The sequence below is a fragment of the Corynebacterium sp. HMSC074H12 genome, assembly GCF_001813755.1.
Classification (GTDB): domain Bacteria; phylum Actinomycetota; class Actinomycetes; order Mycobacteriales; family Mycobacteriaceae; genus Corynebacterium; species Corynebacterium hiratae.
Genome location: NZ_KV813901.1, coordinates 105,970 through 124,566 on the forward strand (window position 1 = coordinate 105,970; position 18,597 = coordinate 124,566).

The following is an 18,597-nucleotide window of genomic DNA, read 5'->3' on the forward strand; positions in this document are numbered from 1 at the left end:
CAAGGTGATGCGCTACCAACTGCGCTACATCCGCGTGACGAGCTCTCGCTCGTCGCGGGCTCCAAATGGAAACCCTGTGCGCGATACTGGGATTGAACCAGTGACCTCTTCCGTGTCAGGGAAGCGCTCTCCCACTGAGCTAATCGCGCATATGTATTTATCAAGACCCTCCACTCACTTATGCCAAAAAGTTTGGCGTCAAGAAAGTCTTGGAGCGGATGACGAGACTCGAACTCGCGACCCTCACCTTGGCAAGGTGATGCGCTACCAACTGCGCTACATCCGCATTCGAAACCAGGCCCGGTTTCTAGGACAAAGTCCTTGTGCGCGATACTGGGATTGAACCAGTGACCTCTTCCGTGTCAGGGAAGCGCTCTCCCGCTGAGCTAAACGCGCTCGCAGCGCCCTGTTTGGGCGCCAGCATTTGAGGTGGAAACGGGAATCGAACCCGTGTGCACGGTTTTGCAGACCGTTGCCTCACCACTCGGCCATTCCACCGTGGCGATACCGCCTCACACACTACATGTGCTGGAGCGGATGACGAGACTCGAACTCGCGACCCTCACCTTGGCAAGGTGATGCGCTACCAACTGCGCTACATCCGCATTGCACGTTCCCGGCCGGTATGCCGTGGTGCGAGAAGAAACTTTATCGTGCGCCGCCGTAGTTTCCAAATCCGCAGCCCACGGCACTAATCCCCAGACTCCCCAAAGCCTGCGGATTACATCAGTGTGATTGAGACTGCAGTTACAGCGAGCGGCGGCGATGACAACAAGAGACCCCCTACCGATTCCACCACGACAGCCAGCGCCCACACATACAGCTTAAAGCGCGTTTGAGCTGGACGATTAGGGGGTTACTACACGCGCGGTGTACCTTAAGTGCTGCACCGAGGTTCTATAGCTCAGTGGGAGAGCGTTCCGTTCACACCGGAAAGGTCGCTGGTTCAATCCCAGCTAGAACCACCATCATAACTGCAGGTCAGAGACCTGCAGCATGTGGCACAAGCCTTCGCGTGGATACTATGTGGATTATAAATCTACATTAATGGTTTCTCGCGGGGGCGTTTTCTCATTGTGCCTCATCTTGGCCACAAGGGCTAGACGAAAACCTCGACGCGTTGGGGACACGGCACGGTTACACAAGACTGCATGACATTGAACCTGTCCCCCTCGCACACTTATCCGATTGCTCCATAAGGGTTCGATAGCAACAAGTGCAGGAATAGGGTGATTTTATGCGGTTGCCAAAGTGCGGCCCGGCCTGGGCCGGTGCCTTGATGGGTACCTCGATTGCATCGACTTTGTCGGGGTTGCATGGTTTAGGCGTAGCGCAGTTCGTCTTCGCTTTTATCGCAGCGGTGCTGCTGGTGATTGTTACCGCGGGGACGAAGAATGAGCCTCCCCGGCACCAGAACATGGCGGCGTGGGGCATGTACACGATGGGGCTGCTGGCGTGCGGCTCGGCATGGACCGCGCTTACCGGAAGCGATGCCTTCCAGTTGGCAAGTTGGTGGATTGGTGCACCGCTATCGGTGGTGGTCTGTTTGTGGCAGCTATGGGGGTTGTTCAAACAGCCGCACCTCTACGACAAGCCCGCTTTTCCTTGGGGCCTGGCACTTGTTTCTCCCATGGTGGCGGCGACCTCCGCAGGTCAGTTGGCTATCAACCACGGGCAGTTCTACCACTTTGCCGGCGAGTTATGCTTCTTCCTCACGTTCATCACCGCAATTCCACTATTCGCCTACTGTTACTGGTCCCTTGTACAACGCCGAGAAAGGCCGCGCGGGGCAGCTGCAGGGACAGCGTGGATCCCGCTCGGCGTGGTTGGACAGTCAACGGCAGCCTCGACACTGCTTTTTGACGCCCACCTCTACGGCATCATCATGTTCACCATTGGAGCACCCTGCGTCGCATTCGCAATGTACTGCTTCTACCGAGCGGTCTTCGAGTGGACTCCCTACAGCCCCGGCTGGTGGGGCTCGACCTTCCCGGTCGGAACACTGTGCCTAGGTTCATGGAATGAAGGCTGGCACCGGTTGTCCTTCGTTCTCTTGGTGCTCTTATTGCTCCATTGGGGAGCCTGCGCGCTGCGCTTCGGCACATGGCGGCTCCAGCGCGCCTAATGGCATGAGATCCACTTCCCCAGGCAGTAGCCACCCTTTGCGGTACCGTGGGGCGCCATGAGTGACACTGCGCTGATAGAACGCCTACTGGGGCCAGACCGAGAAGGAATCCGCTTGATTGCGGTGAGTACGCTCCACGGCTCCGCCACCATCGATGGCACTTCCGGTCCCATGGGTAACGACACTGACGCCGAGCTCTTGGCGGCTTTACGCGAGTGGTCCGATATTGCCGTCGTCGGCTCAGCCACGGTGAAGGCGGAGGAATATGGGCCGTCGACAAGCACGCGCCTCGCCGTGCTTAGCCACTCCCTCGATTTTGCCGGTTTCGAGGATTTCATTGCAGCAGGCCCCATCGTGCTTACCCCGGCAGAGCGCGCGTCTTCGCCCGAGGCACGGCGCTTGGCCGACGCCGGTGCCGAAGTCATCAGCACAGGTACCGGAACCATGAGCGAGGCTGTTTCAGCTCTTCACGCTCTAGGCGCGCGCCGCATCAGTTGCGAAGGTGGCCCATCCGTTTATTCCGCCTTTATCGCAGAAGGCCTCGTCGACCAGCTTTATCTGACGCTCGATCCGCACCTTTCCCCTTCCGTCGAAAAGCCCGTCGTCGACGGCGAGGCCACCTCCCCCGCGCTCAAGCTCGAGCTGGAGAACGTCGACACCGTCGACAGCACGGTGTTTCTGCGCTACCGGCGCGCACAAACCCCGTAAACTTTGCTGCCGTGACTTCTCCGGCTCCCTCATCCCCAGCTTCCGCGCGACTGTGGACGGCCGCCGCCTGGCCCGCCGCCATCGTTTTAGTCCTTCACCGCGTGTTCGTGCTCGCTGTTAACGGCTCGGTGACTGATGACTTCGGCACCGTCTACCGCGCGATCCGGAGGTTGTGGGAAGGCCACCCGGTTTATGAACAGAACTATTCCTTCGTGGAACCGCTCTACCTGTATAACCCAGGGGCCACCGTCCTGCTGTCTCCCTTAGGACTCGTGTCTGAGGAACACGCGCGCATCGCCTTCATTCTGGCCAACGCCGCTGCCATCGTCGCTGCCTTGGCCCTGCTGACCCGCTTCGTAGGTCACAGCCTGCGGGGCCCGCTGTGGCCGGTCAGCATCGCCGCAGCCTTCGCTACCGAATCAGTCATCAACACGTTGGTCTTTACCAACATCAATGGCTTGTTGCTGCTCGCGATGGTGGCGTTCCTGGCTTTGTTGGATAAACACGGATGGGCCGCTGGACTCTGCATCGGTCTGGCGATTCTGGTTAAGCCGCAATTTGCCCCGCTGCTCTTCCTCGCCTTGGTGCGCAAGCGCTGGCTCACCTTAGGTTTGGGCGTGGCTATACCGCTGGGGAGCAACGTTGCTGCATGGCCGTTCGTTCCGGGCGCGGAAGGCTTCCGCGCCAACCTTCTTCCTTACCTGTCCACCACGCGCGACTACGCCAACGCCTCATGGCCGGGCGTGCGCGCTTACTTCGATCTCCCCGGCGTCATCTACTACCCCATCTGGATCCTTTTCGCGGCGCTAGCCGCAGTGGCGATCCTCGGTCTGCTGCGCTGGCGCGACAGCGAGCCGACCTTCTGGGCGCTGAGCACAAGTGGTGCCATCATGGTCGGGATCTTCTTCCTTTCCTCCTTGGGACAGCAATACTACTCCATGTGGCTTATCCCAATGCTGTTTACGGTGGTGCTGGGCCGCTCGGTCTTCCACACGTGGGGAGCATGGTTGGCCGCATTTTTATTCTTGGCGCCGCTCGAGTGGACGTCGTCCAGCATGCCCACCGCCGCGCACTGGATGAGCGTGTTCATCGCCACCATCGGGTGGGGCCTGCTCATCGTCGTGACCGCTGCCTCCGTGGCCGGCTGGTGGAGCGCGGAACGAGGGGCTAGCCGGCAAGCTCAGTCGAGCGATAAGATTCCCGCATGACTGATTTCAAGCTCATTGCCGATACCGAATGGCGCCAGCGCCTGAGTCCTGAGGAGTACCACGTCCTGCGTGAGGCCGGCACCGAGGCACCGCACGTCGGCGAATACACCAACACCACCACCGAAGGCGTGTACTCCTGCCGAGCCTGCGGCGCCGAGCTCTTCCGCTCCACGGAAAAGTTTGAATCGCACTGCGGATGGCCGTCCTTCTTCTCCCCTTTGGCTGGCAACGCCGTCATTGAGCGCGAGGACAATTCACTGGGCATGCGCCGCATTGAAGTGCTGTGCGCCAACTGCGAGTCCCACCTAGGCCACGTCTTCGAAGGCGAGGGATACGATACGCCGACGGACCTGCGCTACTGCATCAATTCCATCTGCCTCAACCTAGAAGAAAAGCCGGTCGAGGACTAAACCCTCAACCGGCTTCCGGCGCTATAACGACCCTTTAAGGCAAAATCGCGATGAGCTCAGCCACATCCTTCACGCGGCGACCGGTGTGGAAGGGAATCTCCTCGCGCACGTGGTGGCGCGCCTCGGTGTAGCGCATGAGGTACATCAGATCCACGATGCGGTGCAGCTCCGGGGCCTCAAAGGCCAGGATCCACTCGTAGTCACCCAGCGCGAAGGCCGGCACGGTGTTCGCGCGCACGTCCGGATAATCACGCGCCTGCATGCCGTGCTCCATGAGGATGCGGCGGCGCTTTTCCTCGTCCATGGTGTACCAGTCGTAAGAGCGCACGAAGGGGTAGACGGAAATCCACTCACCGGGCTCCTCGCCCATGATGAAGGACGGCAGGTGGGACTTGTTGAACTCCGCCGGGCGGTGCAAGGCGTTTCCTACCCACGTCACCTCAGAGACCTGGCCCAGGACGGTCTCGCGGCGGAAGTCCGCGAAGGCCTTCTGGATGTCGGCGAATTCCTCAGCGTGCCACCAGATCATGAAGTCAGCGCTCTCCCGCATTCCGGACAGATCGTAGATACCGCGCACGGTAACCACGCCTGCTTCCTCGAGCTCAGAGAAGAACTTCTGCGCCTGCGCGACGATCTCCTCGCGCTCAGTGCCCAGCGCCCCCGGGATGACCTGGAACACCGCGTGCTGCGAGTAGCGCTGGACCTTGTTGAGCTCGGCGAAGTTGACCTTCGACATGCCTCTCTCCTTTTTCAACCGACAAAGTTTCTTATCCATCATAAGTTGGAGACGCCCTCGCGCGCCACTAGCCTTTCGGCGCGCCTTCCACCGCCACACGGGCGGAGCTTATACCTTGAACCCCGTGAGCAATTCCGACGTTTCTTCGCGCAACCTTGCAGGGGCACCGACCAACCTGCACGATCGCGCCGCCGCCTCTCCCGCCGAATCGCGCCCCGCAGAACCGAGCACTCCGGCTGCCTTCACGGAGGCCGTCGAGTCCCTCCACGCTGCGCAGCTGCGCCCAGAAATCACCTTGGGCACCATCCGACCCCCGCAGCGACTGGCCCCGTTCAGCCATGCCATTGGCCTGGAGGTTGAGCGTCACGAGCAGGAGGAGGCTATCCCCACCGACTCTGAGGGTGATGCCTTCGGCCGCCTTATCCTGTTGCACGACCCAGGCGCTGAGGAAGCCTGGGAAGGTGCGATGCGCCTGGTGGCCTACATCCAGGCAGACTTAGAGGATGCCGTAGCCGGGGACCCGCTGCTTCCCGACGTCGCCTGGGAGTGGCTCACCGAATCACTCGACGTGCGCGAGGCAACACACACCAACCTCGGAGGTACTGTCACCTCGACTGCCTCGGTGCGCTTTGGCGAGATCGGTGGCCCGCCGCGCGCCTATCAGTTGGAAATGCGCGCGTCCTGGACCGCAGCCGACCTGGATCTTGCCCCACACGTCGAGGCTTTTGCACAGGTGCTTTCTCTCGTCGCAGGCCTGCCGCCCGAAGGCGTCACCGAGCTCGGGCGCTAACATGAGCGAACTGCGCCAGGTCCCCGTCGACGGCACGCCGAAAGTCCTGCTTTCTCCCCGTGAGTTCCAGGCGGGTGCCGCGCGCCTGGCCGCGGGGACTGGACCCTTCGCCATTGATACCGAACGCGCGTCGGCCTACCGCTTCGATGACCGCGCCTTTCTAGTGCAAATTCGCCGGGAAGGCGCAGGCACGCTTTTGTTTGCCCCGGAGAATCGTCGGCATGAACTGAGTTCCGCGCTAGCGCCGGTGCTCAACGGTCAGGACTGGGTAGTCCACGCCGCTCCTTCCGATCTTCCCTGTCTGGCCTGGCTGGGGCTACACCCCGGAACACTGTTCGATACCGAACTCGCCGCCCGCTTCGCCGGTTTTGCACATCCCAACCTGGGGGCGATGGTGCTGGAGCTGTTCGACGTCGAACTGGAAAAAGGTTACGGGGATTCCGATTGGTCCCAAACCCCCATTCCCCGGACATGGCGCAACTACGCGGCGCTCGACGTGGAGCTGCTCAACGAGCTTGCTGTGACGTTGCGCGACATCCTTGCGGAAGAAGACAAACTCGACTGGGCCTTTGAAGAATTCGACCGGATCGTCGACGAGCACGCCGGGATTACCGGCCCTGAGCCTCGAACATGGCGGGAGCTGAAAGGTGTGTCTTCGCTACGCACACGCGAACAGCTCGCCGTGGCTCGCGAGTTGTGGCAACGCCGTGAATCCATCGCACGTTCCCAGGACATCGCCCCCAACCGGGTGCTGCCGCACCGCGTGCTCGTGGACATAGCGCGCCGCGTGCCTCGCACCCCGCACGACATCAATCAGATTAAAGGGTTCCCCCGCCGCCGCGGTGGGGCTACGTTGCGCTGGCTCGATGCCGTCACGACTGCGCTGGACAGCCCGCGCCAGGAGTGGCCAAAGCCACTGCGCAGCCCCCGCCCGGTGCCCTCCAAATCAGTATTTAACCGGGATTTTCCCGAGCTGTGGCAGCTCTACTGCGAGATCCGCCATGACTTCGAGGACCTCGGTGACGAACTGCGCATGAGCTACGAGCTGATCCTCAAACCCAGTCTGATACGTACAGCGGTGTGGGCAGCGTTCGGGCCAGAAGGCGGCGTCGCGGGGGAGATCGCGGAAGATGCCGATATCCCCGATTTCCTGCGCTCCCAGGGCGCGCGCGACTGGCAAGTCGAGCTGGCCACGCCGCTCCTGCAGCGCGGGTTAGCCCGGATGCGCCCTACTCCCCCGCGCTCTTAGCAGACTCCTCAGCATCGCGTGCAGCTACCCACTCACGTACTGAGTTCGCGATGCCTTCCGGGGTCAAGCCAAAGTCCTCGAGGATTTCTCCACGGCTGGCATGCTTGGGGAAGCAGCCGGGTACGCCGAGCCTGTGTACTGGAGTGTCCACATCGGCGGCGTCGAGGGCCTCGGCCACCATGGACCCCACACCGCCCCGCAGGATGCCATCCTCCACCGTCACCACGAGATCGTGATCGGCCGCCAACGCGATGATGGATTGCGGTACCGGTACCGGCCAGCGCGGGTCCACGACGGTCACGTTGAAGCCTTGGGCTTCGAGCAGCTCAGCTGCACCCAGGGAACGCGCGCTCATGGCACCGATGGCGACGATAAGCACATCAGTAGCCTCCTCCGTAGCGGCAGCAGCATCGGAATAGCTCAGGATGTCTACCCCGTCATCGAGCCGCTTGAGTTCGTCGCGGTCATCAAGGAGGTTGCCCTTGGGGAAGCGCACCACGGTCGGGCCATCCTCGATTGCGATGGCTTCGTTAAAGAGTTCCCGCAGGCGGGCACCATCGCGCGGGGCGGCGATGCGCATGCCGGGGACGATGCTCATGAGCGCCATATCCCACACACCGTTGTGTGAAGCGCCATCAGAGCCCGTGACACCGGCGCGGTCGAGGACAATGGTCACTGGCAGCTTGAGCAGCGCAATGTCCATGATGACTTGGTCCACCGCACGGTTGAGGAACGTAGAGTACACCGCCACCACCGGGTGCATCCCGGCCAGCGCCAGACCGGATGCAGAAGCCATGGCATGCTGCTCAGCGATGCCGACATCAAAAAAGCGCTCCGGGAACTCCTCTTGGAAGGGGGTTAGCCCCGTCGGCCCAGCCATGGCGGCAGTAATGGCAACGATGTCCTCGCGGGCGTGGCCCGCCTTGATCAATTCTTCCGAGAACGCCGCGGTCCACCCCGGTTGCTTCTGTCCCTTAGATACACCGGTGACCGGGTCGATGGCGCCGGTGGAGTGCATCTGGTCCTTCGGCTCGTTGACCGCAGGAGCAAAGCCATGCCCCTTCTCGGTGACCGTGTGCACGATGATGGGACCGTCATAGTCGCGGGCGTAGCTCAGCGCCCGCACAACTGCCTCAATATCGTGGCCGTTAATCGGGCCAATGTATTTGATGCCCAGCTCCGGGAACATCTCCGTGGGCATGACGGTCGACTTCACACCCTCCTTGACCGCGTGCAATGCATCAAAGGTGCGCTCGCCTACCCAACCCATGGACTTGAGGCGCTTCTTGCCCAGCGCCATGAACTCGTCGTATCCGTGCTGCGCACGAATGCGCCCCAGGTTCTCTGAGAGGCCGCCGATCGTCGGCGAATAGGAACGCCCGTTGTCATTAACGATGATGACAACGTTGCGGTCCTTGTCGGCAGAAATGTTGTTGAGGGCTTCCCAGCACATGCCGCCGGTAAGGGCGCCATCGCCCACGACCGCCACGGCATTGCGGTGGGATTCACCCCGAATCTTGAAAGCCTTGGAGAGCCCGTCCACCGTGGATAGCGCTGCCGAGGCGTGGGAGGATTCGGTCCAGTCGTGTTCTGACTCTGCGCGGTCCGTGTAGCCGGACAAACCGCCCTTCTGACGCAGCGTATCGAATTGGGAGGCGCGGCCCGTGAGCATTTTATGCACGTAGGACTGGTGTGACGTGTCGAAGACGATGGGATCCCGCGGGGAATCGAAGACCCGATGGATCGCCACGGTGAGCTCCACGACGCCCAGGTTAGGGCCTAGGTGGCCGCCTGTAGCGGACACCTTCTCAATAAGGCGCTGACGGATTTCCGCCGCGAGCTCAACCAGTTGCGTCTTGCTCAGGGCTTTAAGATCGCCTGGTGAGTGAATGGAATCCAGAATGCCCATAGAGCTTGCCTTAAACCCCTTCATCGATCGTTTTCTTCTTTACCACCGTACCCGTTGACACGCGTGACGCGTCAATCATTGCCCGACCACTCCCGCGGCACCCCCTGTGCGCCCTAGGCCAGTGGAACCAGGAGTGCCAGGGTTTCAAAGTGATGTGTCCCGGGGAAAGCATTCACCATGGCGAGGCGCTTCGCGCGGTAACCATGCTCCGACCAAGCAGCCAAGTCCCGGGCGAACGTAGCAGGATCGCAACCGATATGCAGGATGCGTTGCGGCTTTGCCGCGGCGACAGCGGCCACCACGTCGTTGCCAGCACCGGTACGCGGCGGATCCAAAATCACCGACGCCGGCTGCGGAAGCTGGCTGGCCACCTGCTCCACCTTGGCGGTGCGGAAGTGCACGTCAATACCTGCGAGCCCCGGCTGCGGCGCCGCTGCTGCGGGCGAATAATCGACGGAATACACGGTCGTGTGCCCGCCCTGGGGTGCGGTGACCTCTGCGAGCGCGGGAACGAACAGGCCAACGCCGCCATACAGATCCCAGGCCACTGCATGTACAGCGGACTCGTCCGCTGCCTCAGGTTCACCGCCGTTCCCGTGGCCTTCTGCGCCGAGCCACTCGCGTGCAAGGCTGGTGTAAACGTCCGGTGCTCCGACGTGCGCCTGCCAAAAAGCGGTGGGCGGGAAGCGGAACTCGTGGCCGTCAGCACGCTGCACCACGTTCTCAGTTGGCGCCTCGATGACCTCTCGAATGGTCTCGATTCGCCGCCCCCGCGGCGCCTTCCGGGTTTCCACGACGTGCCTATTGCCGTCGCTATCCATGACCGCGATTACCTCTGCACCTGGATTAAAGGTACGGGCATCAGGCCCCACTAGGCCGTCGACGAGCCCCGGAATCAGCTGGCTGCACGCAACGTCGGTGACGAGCTCCGTGGAGCCACGCTTGCGCAGACCAGCACGGCCCTGCTTGTCGACGCCCAACCGCACTCGCGTACGCCACCCGCGATGCGGTGCCACATCGATGGTCTCGACGTCGGGAGCATCCTCGATGTGAGCCACGCGGCGCAGCTGATCGAGCAAGACTGCGACCTTGATGTCTGGCTCCGCCGCGGGATCGAGCTCAGCGAAGTCACAACAGCCGGCGCCACGCTGCGCGGCCGGGCACGCAGATTCGACACGGTAGGGCCCAGGTTGTACGACGGAACTCAGCGCGGCTTCCACAAAGGACTTCTTCACCTTGGTCGCAGTCACCGTGACATGGTCGCCGGGGAAGGCACCCGGGACGAAGCACACGCGCCCGTCGGGGGCCGCCCCGATTCCGACACCGCCGTGCCCCATACGTTCGATGGTGGTGTCGAATGACTGCCCTTTGCTCAGGCTTCCGGCAGCGGCGCTCTGATCTTTCGCAAAGTTGTGATCAGTCGCGGTCATGGATCTTCTCCTTAGAGTTGTCGCTGCCCTGTGCTTCCTCCACGGCGGCATTCGCGCGGCGCACCATCCAGATAGTGAGGAGGGTGACAATACCCGTTAACGGCCAGCCCATGAGAATGCGGACGATACCAAGCGTTGTGGTGGCATCGGCATCGTAGAGCGCGCGTTGCACCGCAAAACGGGCGATGAACACCGTCGCCCACCCGGCGGTGGCATAGGCATAGGAGCGTCGCGCCCGTGGCACTGTGCGCCACCCCATGTCCTCACCGTTGAGGCCTTTCCATACCACGCCGACAAGCGGCCAGCGCAGAATAATGGAAACGATCGCGACGATGAACAGCACGAGCGACATCCAAATTCCGTAGAGGAAATAGCCTTTGGCATCCCCGGTAAACCACGCGATTCCGGCGCAGATGGCCACGCCCAGCAGACCAGAAAAAGCTGGTTGCAGGGTTTCCTTGCGGGCAAGGCGCCACAGGCTGATAGCCAGCGCCACGCCCAGTGCCGCAACAAGCGCCGGCCCCAACCCCCAGACGTTGTTGACCGGGATGAGAACCAGCACGGGCAGGGTCGCAGACACGAGCCCGGTCAGCCCACCCATCTGGTCGAGCAACGACGGCTCCGGATCAGCTTCTGGCGACACCGTCGCTTGTCCTGCCGCCATGTCGGCGCCAGGATTCGAGGATGGCTCAGGGGCAGGTTCAGTAGCGCGCTCGGTGGTATCGGGGTCATGCGCAGACGCCGGGGGGCGGTAAGGCTCGCGCTCTTCGGGAGTAGGGCTGGTCACGTGCTTAAGGGGTCCTTTTCGGTAGTGCCGGAGGGGTCTGGCCGGCAGGCTGAAGTGCGCTACTTGTTCTCGTTGTCTTCGAGGTCGCGCAACTGCTCGCGGGCCTGGGACTCCGCGGTCTTTTCTGTTTCCGTGGCCGTGTCCGCTGGCGCTGCACTATCCGCGCTGGCTGCCTGCGCGGCCTGCTGCTGACGTTCCTTCAGCGCCTGCTGAACTTGCTCAGCCAGCTGCTGCGGAAGCGTGACAGGCAGGGAGCTGCCAGCCAGGATGGGATCCTCACCGCGGTAGACAAAGGTGCGGGCAACGACTTCGCGCCCTAGCTGCGCCAATTCCTCTTCCTTGCCGGCAGGTGCGGCCAGGGTCAGGCGGTACATCCACCGCGGCCCCTCTACACCAATGATGCGTATGCCGCCTTTCTCGCTGCTGCCAACGATCTCAGAACCCCACGGGCCATCCTCCGGGTGGGCAGCGAAACCATCGGCTTCCAAGCCTTTGATGATGTCCTCCGCAGACTCCGCCCACTGCCCCGGCGTGCGCGGCGCGGCAAAGGCCACTGGGGTCATGCGGCCGTGTGGGGTGAGAATGTGGAGCATGCGCGGGCCTTCCTGGCCCATCTCCACCTGGACCTGTGAGCCCTTCGGCAGCGGGATGCGCAGTGAGCCCAGATCCAACAGGCCTACGGAGAAGTCCTCAAAGTTAAACTCAGCGATGTCGACATTATCCCCATCGTAGGGACCCATGTCGCCGTTGATGGCATCGTGAGCCACAGCCTTCACGGCTAGAGAAGCCTGAGTATCATCTTCATCCTCACGGACAAGACCCGCGGTTGGCTCGGGAGCGGCCTCAGCGGCGCCATCGTTTGCGTTCTCCGCTGCCGGGTTCACTGCGGTGGTGTCCTCGGCCACGGCCTCGGTAGCCACCTCTTCTTGGTGGACGGCAGAGTTCTTCTTCTTTTTTCCAAAGGGCCACATCGCCATAGTTTAAGCCTTCCTCATTCCGTGTCTGCTTTGTTGAACTTAGTTAACGCCGGTTGATCCATACCCGCCGTCGCCACGAGCGGTGTCATCAAGTTCCTCGACTTCCTGGAAGCCCACCAGCTCCACGCGTTGGACAATCAACTGCGCGATACGCATTCCCCGCGTGACCTCAAAGGTCTCCTCTGGGTCGTGATTAATGAGGCATACTTTAATCTCACCGCGATACTCGGCGTCAATGGTGCCGGGTGTATTCACGACGGAAATGCCGTGCTTGGCCGCCAGGCCCGAGCGCGGGTGGACCAAGCCTACCGTGCCCATCGGCAGGGCAAGGGCAATGCCCGTACCGACAAGAGCGCGCTCGCCGGGCCGCAAAATAACGTCGTGAGCAGCGTAGAGATCCGCGCCCGCATCGCCGCCGTGAGCGCGATGCGGCAGCGGAAGCTCCTTATCAAGACGCTTGACCTGAATGTCGCCGAAGGGACTAACCGGATCTACGAGAGGGTGTTGCTCATTCACGGGGCCCAGCCTACCTTGTCCCCTCCATCCCCAACCGTCAGGGCTGGAAGCCGCGTCAGCCTGGCAGCCGCGCCTACTCTGCGTGTTGGGCTCTCCCCTGCCCCGACGGCTAGACTCGAAGGTCATGACTTCGAGTTCTTCGTCTGCTTCTCCCTCGGCACCAGCCGCTTCCCCAGTGATCCTCTACCGTGAGCGCCAATGGGTGCCGTGGTACTGGTGGCTGATGGCGGCCTTTGTTGTCGCGATCTCCACCGCCACAGTCAGCCTCAACCGTGGAATCATGTGGGTCATCGTCCCCGCCATCCTGCTCAGTGCCATCGCCGCGTGGGTCCTGCTGACATGGTCCAACACGGTGGTGCAGGTGGAACAGGATGCCGACGGCACACGGTGGCTCACCGTCAAGGACGCGCAGCTGCCGAACGATGTTGTCGCCCGCAGTACCGCGGTGCCGGCCACTGCCCGCCGCAACGCGCTCGGTCCACAGCTCGATCCGGCTGCCTTCCTCGTCACACACGGCTGGGTACCCGAACACGTCATGCTCGTCCTCGATGACCCCGAAGATCCAACGCCCTACTGGCTCATCGGATCCACCAACCCCGAAAAACTCCTCGCAGCCTTTGTCCCCGAGCAGGCCGCAGCAGCTACAAGGCGCAGCAATTAAGGCTTGAATTAAGGCCTCAGCCACGCCTCGGTGAAACTGGCCTACTAGGCGCAGTCCATGCAGATTGGCTCGCCGTCCTCTTCATGGTCAAGGCGCTTGTTGGACTGCACCAAGAAACATACAGAGCAGGTGAACTCGTTTTCTTTGCGCGGAACGACGGTGACGTTGAGCTCTTCACCGGTCAGGTCCACTGACGGCGGTTCGAAGGCCTCGACGATTTCTCCATCGTCATCCATGCCATTGTTATCGTTTTCAGCCGCCTTCAGGCCCTCGAGGGAATCGGCCTCGAGGTCGTCTTCAGCGCGGCGACGCGGTGCGTCATAATCCGTGGCCATAATGCTTGCCCCTGTGAGTCAGATCGATAGGTATGTGTATTTATCGACGGCATCCTAAACCAGACTGGCCTCTGTGTCACACTCGCCCCGCCGTGGGGGCACCAAACCCTGCACTATCCTACCCCCTATTACGCCTCCTTCACCCCTGTGACCTGCTGATTCCAGCTCTATAGCGGGCCGCAAGAATTTCATCACAGTCTGTGCCTACCGCCAGCCCAAAAAGCGCGTCACGCACCGCAAACCGCACGGCACTACCGCTACTGCCCTTTTCATCCCTCGGATCATGCCGCATCATCGCGCGGGTCCACATAGACTGTCGGTATGACCGCCCATGAATCACAGCACCAGGACACGAAACCGAGCCCGCAGCACGAAGGCCACGCCTTCGGCATCGATGTTGGAGGCTCTGGCATCAAGGGTGCCGAAGTCGGCCTCGCAACGGGAGAGTTCGTTGGTGACCGCCTCAAGATTGCTACTCCCCAGCCCGCAACGCCGGACGCCGTCGCCAAGGTGATTGCCCAGATCATCGAAGAGAAGAACTGGGACGGTCCCGTCGGCATTACCATGCCAGCGGTGGTAAAGGACCAGGTAATCCGCAGCGCGGCAAACATTGATAAATCCTGGATCGGCACGGATGCACAGGAATTGTTGAGCTCATACCTCGACGTTCCTTTTACCGTGCTTAACGACGCCGACGCGGCCGGCCTCGCCGAGGTGGCTTATGGCGACGAGATTGCGCGCTCCGGCCCCGTCATCTTCCTCACTTTGGGCACTGGTATTGGTTCCGCTTTCCTGCTAGATGGCCAGCTTTTCCCCAATACGGAGATTGGGCACCTCATCGTTGGCGAGAAGGAGGCGGAGCACCAAGCTTCTTCAGCCGTCAAGGACCGCGAGGGGCTCAAAACCAAGCAGTGGGCGAAGCGCGTCAACCGCGTACTCCACGAGTATGAGGCCCTGTTTAACCCTTCAGCCTTCGTCATCGGCGGAGGAATTTCCCGCAAGTTTGACAAGTGGGGAGAGCACCTCCGCATCGAAACGCCCGTCGTTGCAGCTCAGCTTCGCAATCGCGCCGGTATAGTAGGCGCAGCCATGGCAGCACAAGAAGGTATTCGCCCATAAGGCAACCGGGGGCCAGCATTTCCGAGTTGACCCCAGTCACCGCCTAGTGCAAGAAATGATCTATACTGGGCTGTCGATTATCCAATATCCAGCGGCGCGCCTCCCCTGCTCATCTCGGAGGCGGGCTAGCATCGGGGACTAGTCGCGACTAACTTGCGCGTCCCCATAGTTTCCACTCAGAGAGCAAGTCGAAAGGGCGTACGTGGCAGCCACTGATTCTTCAGACCAGGTACTCGGCGCGGGCGAGAGCACCTCCGAGGCATCTGCACCTGCACAGAAGACCGCCAAAAAGACGGCAAAAAAGACCGCTAAGAAAACGGCCAAGAAAACCGCGAAAAAGACAGCCAAAAAGACAGCCAAGAAAACGGCTAAAAAGACGGCCAAGAAGGCAACAAAGAAGACCACCCGCAAGTCTGCACAAAAGGCCACAAAAAAGGCGGCCAAGAAGACTGTGCGTAAGTCAGCAGCCACAAAGGCAACGTCGCCTGAAGCTGCCAAGTCTTCCGAGGATCTCGCCGAGGATCAGACCGACGAGTTGGACGCCGACACCACTGACGATGCCGATATCGATTTCGATCCGGACAACGCCGAGATGGATGATGAAGACGAGTTCGGCGACGACGATGATGACCTCGAGGGCGACGACGCTGATGAGGACGAGGACGATGGTTCCTCGGTCTGGGACGAGGATGAGTCCGCAGCCCTGCGCCAAGCCCGCAAAGATGCGGAGCTGACCGCGTCGGCAGACTCTGTCCGCGCCTACCTGAAGCAAATCGGTAAGGTCGCCCTGCTCAATGCCGAGCAAGAGGTCTCCCTCGCCAAGCGAATCGAGGCTGGCCTCTACGCTCAGTACCGCATGGATGAGATGGAAAAGGCCCGTGCCGAAGGCGACAAGGCCGCCAAGCTTTCCCCCATGGAAAAGCGTGACATGCGTGCCATCGCTCGTGATGGCCGCAAGGCGAAGAACCACCTTCTCGAGGCAAACCTGCGTCTCGTGGTGTCCTTGGCCAAGCGCTACACCGGCCGCGGCATGGCCTTCTTGGATCTCATCCAGGAGGGCAACTTGGGTCTCATCCGTGCTGTTGAGAAGTTTGACTACACCAAGGGCTACAAGTTCTCCACGTATGCCACCTGGTGGATCCGTCAGGCTATTACCCGCGCGATGGCAGACCAAGCACGCACCATCCGCATTCCTGTGCACATGGTCGAGGTCATCAACAAGCTGGGCCGCATCCAGCGAGAGCTGCTGCAGGATTTGGGCCGCGAGCCCACGCCGCTGGAGCTGGCGAAGGAAATGGACATCACCGAGGAAAAGGTGCTGGAAATCCAGCAGTACGCTCGTGAACCCATCTCCTTGGACCAGACCATCGGTGATGAGGGTGACTCCCAGCTGGGTGACTTCATCGAGGACTCCGAGGCTGTCATTGCTGTCGACGCGGTCTCCTTCACCTTGCTGCAAGACCAGCTGCAGGACGTGCTCACGACCCTGTCTGAACGTGAAGCCGGCGTGGTTCGCCTGCGCTTCGGCCTCACCGATGGCATGCCGCGCACTTTAGACGAAATCGGCCAAGTCTATGGTGTCACCCGCGAACGTATTCGCCAGATCGAGTCCAAGACCATGTCCAAGCTGCGCCACCCTTCGCGCTCCCAGGTGCTGCGAGACTATCTCGACTAAGCCCGCGGACACGACAATGGCGGCGAGGAAAGATTTCCTCGCCGCCACTTTTCTTTCTGTATGTTCCAGGGCTCTGGGGTTCCTAGCGGCTCTAGGGATTGAGTCCCATGACCACCATCATGGCCATGGGAACGAACGGTGCGATACAACTCCAACAGAATCCGATGATCATCCCGGACACTGTGATGCCGGTTCGCCTATGCTCCGGGCTTCGCCCTGATCCGAGGATGAGCGCCACGATCCCCAGCCCCACCGCGCACCAACCGGTAAAGATCGTCAGCATCGACGACAAGAATCCCACTGCACCCCACAAGAGCGTCAGCACGATGATGACGAGTGGCGGAAGCACCGCCAGCCCCAGTACCCACGGCGCGAGGGGATTCGGCGTGGAAGGGTGTTCTATCGGAGACGTGTACGACCCCGCAGAGGAGTAAGGGGAAGTATTCGGATAAGCCTGTACGTAATCGGGCTGGTTCATGGATTCCCCGCTTTCAAGAGAACTCAACTAGGACGCTGCCTTTTACCCTATTCGAAGGCAGTGGGAGCGTCCTTCCGTACGGGGGACAGTGCCCGCACGCTTCTAACCGTCGAGCCCCAGCTCGATGGCCGTGGCAATCCGGTCGATGACTTCCTTATCGGAGATATCTCCGCTAATGGTCACCGATGCGCCCTGGCAAGCACCGAGCGACATCAGCATCATCGCGGAGTCTGCCTCTACTGCCTCACCGTTATAGGTAAGGACGATATCGCCCTCTGCTTCAGCCGCCATTTCAGCGATCTTGGACGCGGGACGAGCATGTAGTCCTGCTTCATCGGCAATGGTCACAGTCAGCGAGTATCGATGTGGATCTTCCTCTTGGTCTTGCTCGCGCACAGTCCCGGGATCAGCAGGCTGCTGAGGAGTGAAAGCCTCGATAGCTCGTCTAGCGGCGTCAGCAACTGCCCCCAGATCATCGCCTTGCTGGGCGGCGGTTGCCGCAGCGATAGTGGCCTCGACCAGTGGGGCATCAACGAACAGTGCTTGCTCTTCGTCCAGAAACTCCAGAACCGATTCGACGGTCATCGTTGCCGAGCCCAAGTCCGTGAGCACAACAACGCTGAGACCTTGACCTATGGCGTGGCTGATAGCGCCTTCGATGAAGTCATAGGACGTTCCGATACTGCCGTCTTCCAAGCCACCTGCAGGAAGGATGGTGACATCAGCGGCCATCTGGGCGGCGAGCTCAGCCAATCCTTCTGCGAGCTTCGCGGAATGCGAAACGAGAACGAGTCCAACGCGCGGCTGTGCCATGCTCTACGCCCCCTTCCCAGTAGTGTCGGCGGCGTCAGCAGCCGCAGCGAGGAAAAGCGCCGAGGAGGCGGCACCCGGATCCTTGTGCCCGGCAGAACGCTCGCCCAGGTAGGAAGCGCGTCCCTTAGTCGCAACCATCGGGATAGTAGCGTCCGCGCCGGCTGCGGCCGCGTCGGCAGCCGCGCGCAAGACCTCGGCGGGGCTCTGTGCGGCATCGGCGGCGTCGCGGGCAGCGCGCGCCGCTGGCGCCCAAGCATCGACCATGGTCTTCTCCCCTTCCGTTGCTTTGCCGCGGGTCATGATTCCCTCGAGGGCGGCCTCAATAAGCGCAGCCGTCGTAGAAGCATCAATGTCACCGGTGCCGGCGGCCTTCGCCGCACGCAAGAAGGCGGTGCCCAACAATGGGCCGGAGGCTCCGCCGACGGTGGACATGAGAGTCTTCGCGGTTAGTTTGAGTACATCAGCGACCGTTGAGTCATCCGAAGAGATATCCGCAGCAACCTTGTCGACGACGGCGCGGAAACCACGGTCGACGTTTTCTCCATGGTCGCTATCGCCGATGGCACGGTCGAGCTCGATGAGCTCCTCACGGTGTTCACGCGCGGCTTCGGCACAGCTTTTCATCCATTCCTGTGCCCACGCGCTTGAAAGAGTTTCAGAATTCGTCATAG

Annotated in this window: 19 protein-coding genes and 6 tRNA genes; 11 read left to right on the forward strand and 14 right to left on the reverse strand. The window is 61.4% G+C overall.

Annotation, left to right across the window (positions count from 1 at the left end; translation table 11 throughout):
* Positions 1-77: 77 nt before the first annotated feature.
* The 5 genes from HMPREF2932_RS05040 to HMPREF2932_RS05060 form a co-directional block, all read right to left on the reverse strand.
* Positions 78-149 (reverse strand) — tRNA-Val (locus tag HMPREF2932_RS05040).
* 61 nt (positions 150-210) lie between these two features.
* A tRNA-Gly gene (locus HMPREF2932_RS05045) sits at positions 211-286 on the reverse strand.
* A 38-nt stretch (positions 287-324) separates the two neighbouring features.
* Positions 325-396 (reverse strand) — tRNA-Val (locus tag HMPREF2932_RS05050).
* 31 nt (positions 397-427) lie between these two features.
* Positions 428-498: transfer RNA gene (locus tag HMPREF2932_RS05055), tRNA-Cys, on the reverse strand.
* A 31-nt stretch (positions 499-529) separates the two neighbouring features.
* Positions 530-605, reverse strand: a tRNA-Gly gene (locus HMPREF2932_RS05060).
* A gap of 288 nt (positions 606-893) precedes the next feature.
* On the opposite strand from HMPREF2932_RS05060, the gene HMPREF2932_RS05065 reads away from it, so the two are divergent.
* From HMPREF2932_RS05065 to msrB, 5 genes are all read left to right on the forward strand, one after another.
* Positions 894-968, forward strand: a tRNA-Val gene (locus tag HMPREF2932_RS05065).
* A gap of 269 nt (positions 969-1,237) precedes the next feature.
* Complete coding sequence (locus HMPREF2932_RS05070) at positions 1,238-2,125, forward strand: TDT family transporter (RefSeq protein WP_070547084.1); 888 nt, start codon at positions 1,238-1,240, stop codon at positions 2,123-2,125.
* A 57-nt stretch (positions 2,126-2,182) separates the two neighbouring features.
* On the forward strand, positions 2,183-2,833 hold the full coding sequence (locus HMPREF2932_RS05075; RefSeq protein WP_070547087.1) for a dihydrofolate reductase family protein: 651 nt from the start codon (positions 2,183-2,185) through the stop codon (positions 2,831-2,833).
* Positions 2,834-2,844: 11 nt separating this feature from the next.
* Positions 2,845-4,041 (forward strand): glycosyltransferase family 87 protein, encoded by a 1,197-nt coding sequence (locus HMPREF2932_RS05080; RefSeq protein ID WP_071409736.1) that lies wholly within the window; start codon positions 2,845-2,847, stop codon positions 4,039-4,041.
* Positions 4,038-4,451, forward strand: a complete 414-nt coding sequence (gene msrB, locus HMPREF2932_RS05085) for a peptide-methionine (R)-S-oxide reductase MsrB (RefSeq protein WP_070547092.1) — start codon at positions 4,038-4,040, stop codon at positions 4,449-4,451. The genes HMPREF2932_RS05080 and msrB overlap by 4 nt, the downstream gene beginning before the upstream one ends.
* 34 nt (positions 4,452-4,485) lie before the next feature.
* Here the strand turns inward: msrB and hemQ are convergent, their stop codons facing one another.
* Positions 4,486-5,187 (reverse strand): hydrogen peroxide-dependent heme synthase, encoded by a 702-nt coding sequence (gene hemQ, locus HMPREF2932_RS05090; RefSeq protein ID WP_046648171.1) that lies wholly within the window; start codon positions 5,185-5,187, stop codon positions 4,486-4,488.
* 124 nt (positions 5,188-5,311) lie between these two features.
* Between hemQ and HMPREF2932_RS05095 the strand changes: the two genes are divergently transcribed.
* Both HMPREF2932_RS05095 and HMPREF2932_RS05100 read left to right on the forward strand, forming a co-directional pair.
* Positions 5,312-5,977, forward strand: coding sequence for a DUF3000 domain-containing protein (locus HMPREF2932_RS05095; RefSeq protein ID WP_175973075.1), 666 nt, complete (start codon positions 5,312-5,314; stop codon positions 5,975-5,977).
* 1 nt (position 5,978) lies between these two features.
* Positions 5,979-7,226 (forward strand): HRDC domain-containing protein, encoded by a 1,248-nt coding sequence (locus HMPREF2932_RS05100; RefSeq protein ID WP_046648172.1) that lies wholly within the window; start codon positions 5,979-5,981, stop codon positions 7,224-7,226.
* On the opposite strand, the gene dxs is transcribed toward HMPREF2932_RS05100, so the two are convergent.
* The 5 genes from dxs to dut all read right to left on the reverse strand — a co-directional run bounded on the left by dxs (position 7,207) and on the right by dut (position 12,845).
* Positions 7,207-9,135, reverse strand: a complete 1,929-nt coding sequence (gene dxs / locus HMPREF2932_RS05105; RefSeq protein ID WP_070513166.1) for a 1-deoxy-D-xylulose-5-phosphate synthase — start codon at positions 9,133-9,135, stop codon at positions 7,207-7,209. The genes HMPREF2932_RS05100 and dxs overlap by 20 nt on opposite strands.
* Before the next feature lie 113 nt (positions 9,136-9,248).
* Complete coding sequence (locus tag HMPREF2932_RS05110; RefSeq protein WP_070821297.1) at positions 9,249-10,565, reverse strand: class I SAM-dependent RNA methyltransferase; 1,317 nt, start codon at positions 10,563-10,565, stop codon at positions 9,249-9,251.
* A complete protein-coding gene (locus HMPREF2932_RS05115; protein WP_071409760.1) occupies positions 10,552-11,229 on the reverse strand; it encodes a DUF3159 domain-containing protein in 678 nt (225 codons plus the stop codon). Before HMPREF2932_RS05115 ends, HMPREF2932_RS05110 begins: the two co-directional genes overlap by 14 nt.
* A 182-nt stretch (positions 11,230-11,411) precedes the next feature.
* Complete coding sequence (locus tag HMPREF2932_RS05120) at positions 11,412-12,329, reverse strand: DUF3710 domain-containing protein (RefSeq protein ID WP_071409737.1); 918 nt, start codon at positions 12,327-12,329, stop codon at positions 11,412-11,414.
* Between the two features lie 39 nt (positions 12,330-12,368).
* A complete protein-coding gene (gene dut / locus HMPREF2932_RS05125) occupies positions 12,369-12,845 on the reverse strand; it encodes a dUTP diphosphatase (protein WP_046648177.1) in 477 nt (158 codons plus the stop codon).
* A 124-nt stretch (positions 12,846-12,969) separates the two neighbouring features.
* Here dut and HMPREF2932_RS05130 point away from each other — a divergent pair, with 124 nt between their 5' ends.
* Positions 12,970-13,506 (forward strand): DUF3093 domain-containing protein, encoded by a 537-nt coding sequence (locus HMPREF2932_RS05130; protein ID WP_046648178.1) that lies wholly within the window; start codon positions 12,970-12,972, stop codon positions 13,504-13,506.
* A gap of 44 nt (positions 13,507-13,550) precedes the next feature.
* Here HMPREF2932_RS05130 and HMPREF2932_RS05135 read toward each other — a convergent pair whose 3' ends face one another.
* Positions 13,551-13,841 (reverse strand): DUF4193 domain-containing protein, encoded by a 291-nt coding sequence (locus HMPREF2932_RS05135; protein ID WP_070700444.1) that lies wholly within the window; start codon positions 13,839-13,841, stop codon positions 13,551-13,553.
* A gap of 321 nt (positions 13,842-14,162) precedes the next feature.
* On the opposite strand from HMPREF2932_RS05135, the gene ppgK reads away from it, so the two are divergent.
* The 3 genes from ppgK (at position 14,163) to HMPREF2932_RS05150 (ending at position 17,069) form a co-directional block, all read left to right on the forward strand.
* Positions 14,163-14,960 (forward strand): polyphosphate--glucose phosphotransferase, encoded by a 798-nt coding sequence (gene ppgK, locus HMPREF2932_RS05140; protein WP_071409738.1) that lies wholly within the window; start codon positions 14,163-14,165, stop codon positions 14,958-14,960.
* Positions 14,961-15,162: 202 nt separating this feature from the next.
* Positions 15,163-16,635, forward strand: a complete 1,473-nt coding sequence (locus tag HMPREF2932_RS05145) for an RNA polymerase sigma factor (protein WP_070513148.1) — start codon at positions 15,163-15,165, stop codon at positions 16,633-16,635.
* A gap of 107 nt (positions 16,636-16,742) precedes the next feature.
* Positions 16,743-17,069 carry a hypothetical protein gene (locus HMPREF2932_RS05150; RefSeq protein WP_070821292.1) on the forward strand — a complete coding sequence of 109 codons (327 nt, stop codon included), beginning with the start codon at positions 16,743-16,745 and terminating at the stop codon, positions 17,067-17,069.
* 146 nt (positions 17,070-17,215) lie between these two features.
* On the opposite strand, the gene dhaM is transcribed toward HMPREF2932_RS05150, so the two are convergent.
* Both dhaM and dhaL read right to left on the reverse strand, forming a co-directional pair.
* On the reverse strand, positions 17,216-17,926 hold the full coding sequence (gene dhaM / locus HMPREF2932_RS05155; protein WP_070679684.1) for a dihydroxyacetone kinase phosphoryl donor subunit DhaM: 711 nt from the start codon (positions 17,924-17,926) through the stop codon (positions 17,216-17,218).
* A 3-nt stretch (positions 17,927-17,929) separates the two neighbouring features.
* Complete coding sequence (gene dhaL / locus HMPREF2932_RS05160) at positions 17,930-18,595, reverse strand: dihydroxyacetone kinase subunit DhaL (protein WP_070513139.1); 666 nt, start codon at positions 18,593-18,595, stop codon at positions 17,930-17,932.
* Positions 18,596-18,597: the final 2 nt, after the last annotated feature.

What these genes read in the sequence shown, in the direction of transcription:
- HMPREF2932_RS05115 (WP_071409760.1), bottom strand. Translation starts at nt 11,229, where the DNA reads ATGGCGGCAGGACAAGCGACGGTGTCGCCAGAAGCTGATCCGGAGCCG.
- HMPREF2932_RS05120 (WP_071409737.1), bottom strand. Translation starts at nt 12,329, where the DNA reads ATGGCGATGTGGCCCTTTGGAAAAAAGAAGAAGAACTCTGCCGTCCAC.
- hemQ (WP_046648171.1), bottom strand. Translation starts at nt 5,187, where the DNA reads ATGTCGAAGGTCAACTTCGCCGAGCTCAACAAGGTCCAGCGCTACTCG.
- dxs (WP_070513166.1), bottom strand. Translation starts at nt 9,135, where the DNA reads ATGGGCATTCTGGATTCCATTCACTCACCAGGCGATCTTAAAGCCCTG.
- HMPREF2932_RS05135 (WP_070700444.1), bottom strand. Translation starts at nt 13,841, where the DNA reads ATGGCCACGGATTATGACGCACCGCGTCGCCGCGCTGAAGACGACCTC.
- HMPREF2932_RS05100 (WP_046648172.1), top strand. Translation starts at nt 5,979, where the DNA reads ATGAGCGAACTGCGCCAGGTCCCCGTCGACGGCACGCCGAAAGTCCTG.
- HMPREF2932_RS05130 (WP_046648178.1), top strand. Translation starts at nt 12,970, where the DNA reads ATGACTTCGAGTTCTTCGTCTGCTTCTCCCTCGGCACCAGCCGCTTCC.
- HMPREF2932_RS05150 (WP_070821292.1), top strand. Translation starts at nt 16,743, where the DNA reads ATGACCACCATCATGGCCATGGGAACGAACGGTGCGATACAACTCCAA.
- HMPREF2932_RS05110 (WP_070821297.1), bottom strand. Translation starts at nt 10,565, where the DNA reads ATGACCGCGACTGATCACAACTTTGCGAAAGATCAGAGCGCCGCTGCC.
- ppgK (WP_071409738.1), top strand. Translation starts at nt 14,163, where the DNA reads ATGACCGCCCATGAATCACAGCACCAGGACACGAAACCGAGCCCGCAG.
- HMPREF2932_RS05075 (WP_070547087.1), top strand. Translation starts at nt 2,183, where the DNA reads ATGAGTGACACTGCGCTGATAGAACGCCTACTGGGGCCAGACCGAGAA.
- dhaM (WP_070679684.1), bottom strand. Translation starts at nt 17,926, where the DNA reads ATGGCACAGCCGCGCGTTGGACTCGTTCTCGTTTCGCATTCCGCGAAG.
- HMPREF2932_RS05070 (WP_070547084.1), top strand. Translation starts at nt 1,238, where the DNA reads ATGCGGTTGCCAAAGTGCGGCCCGGCCTGGGCCGGTGCCTTGATGGGT.
- dhaL (WP_070513139.1), bottom strand. Translation starts at nt 18,595, where the DNA reads ATGACGAATTCTGAAACTCTTTCAAGCGCGTGGGCACAGGAATGGATG.
- msrB (WP_070547092.1), top strand. Translation starts at nt 4,038, where the DNA reads ATGACTGATTTCAAGCTCATTGCCGATACCGAATGGCGCCAGCGCCTG.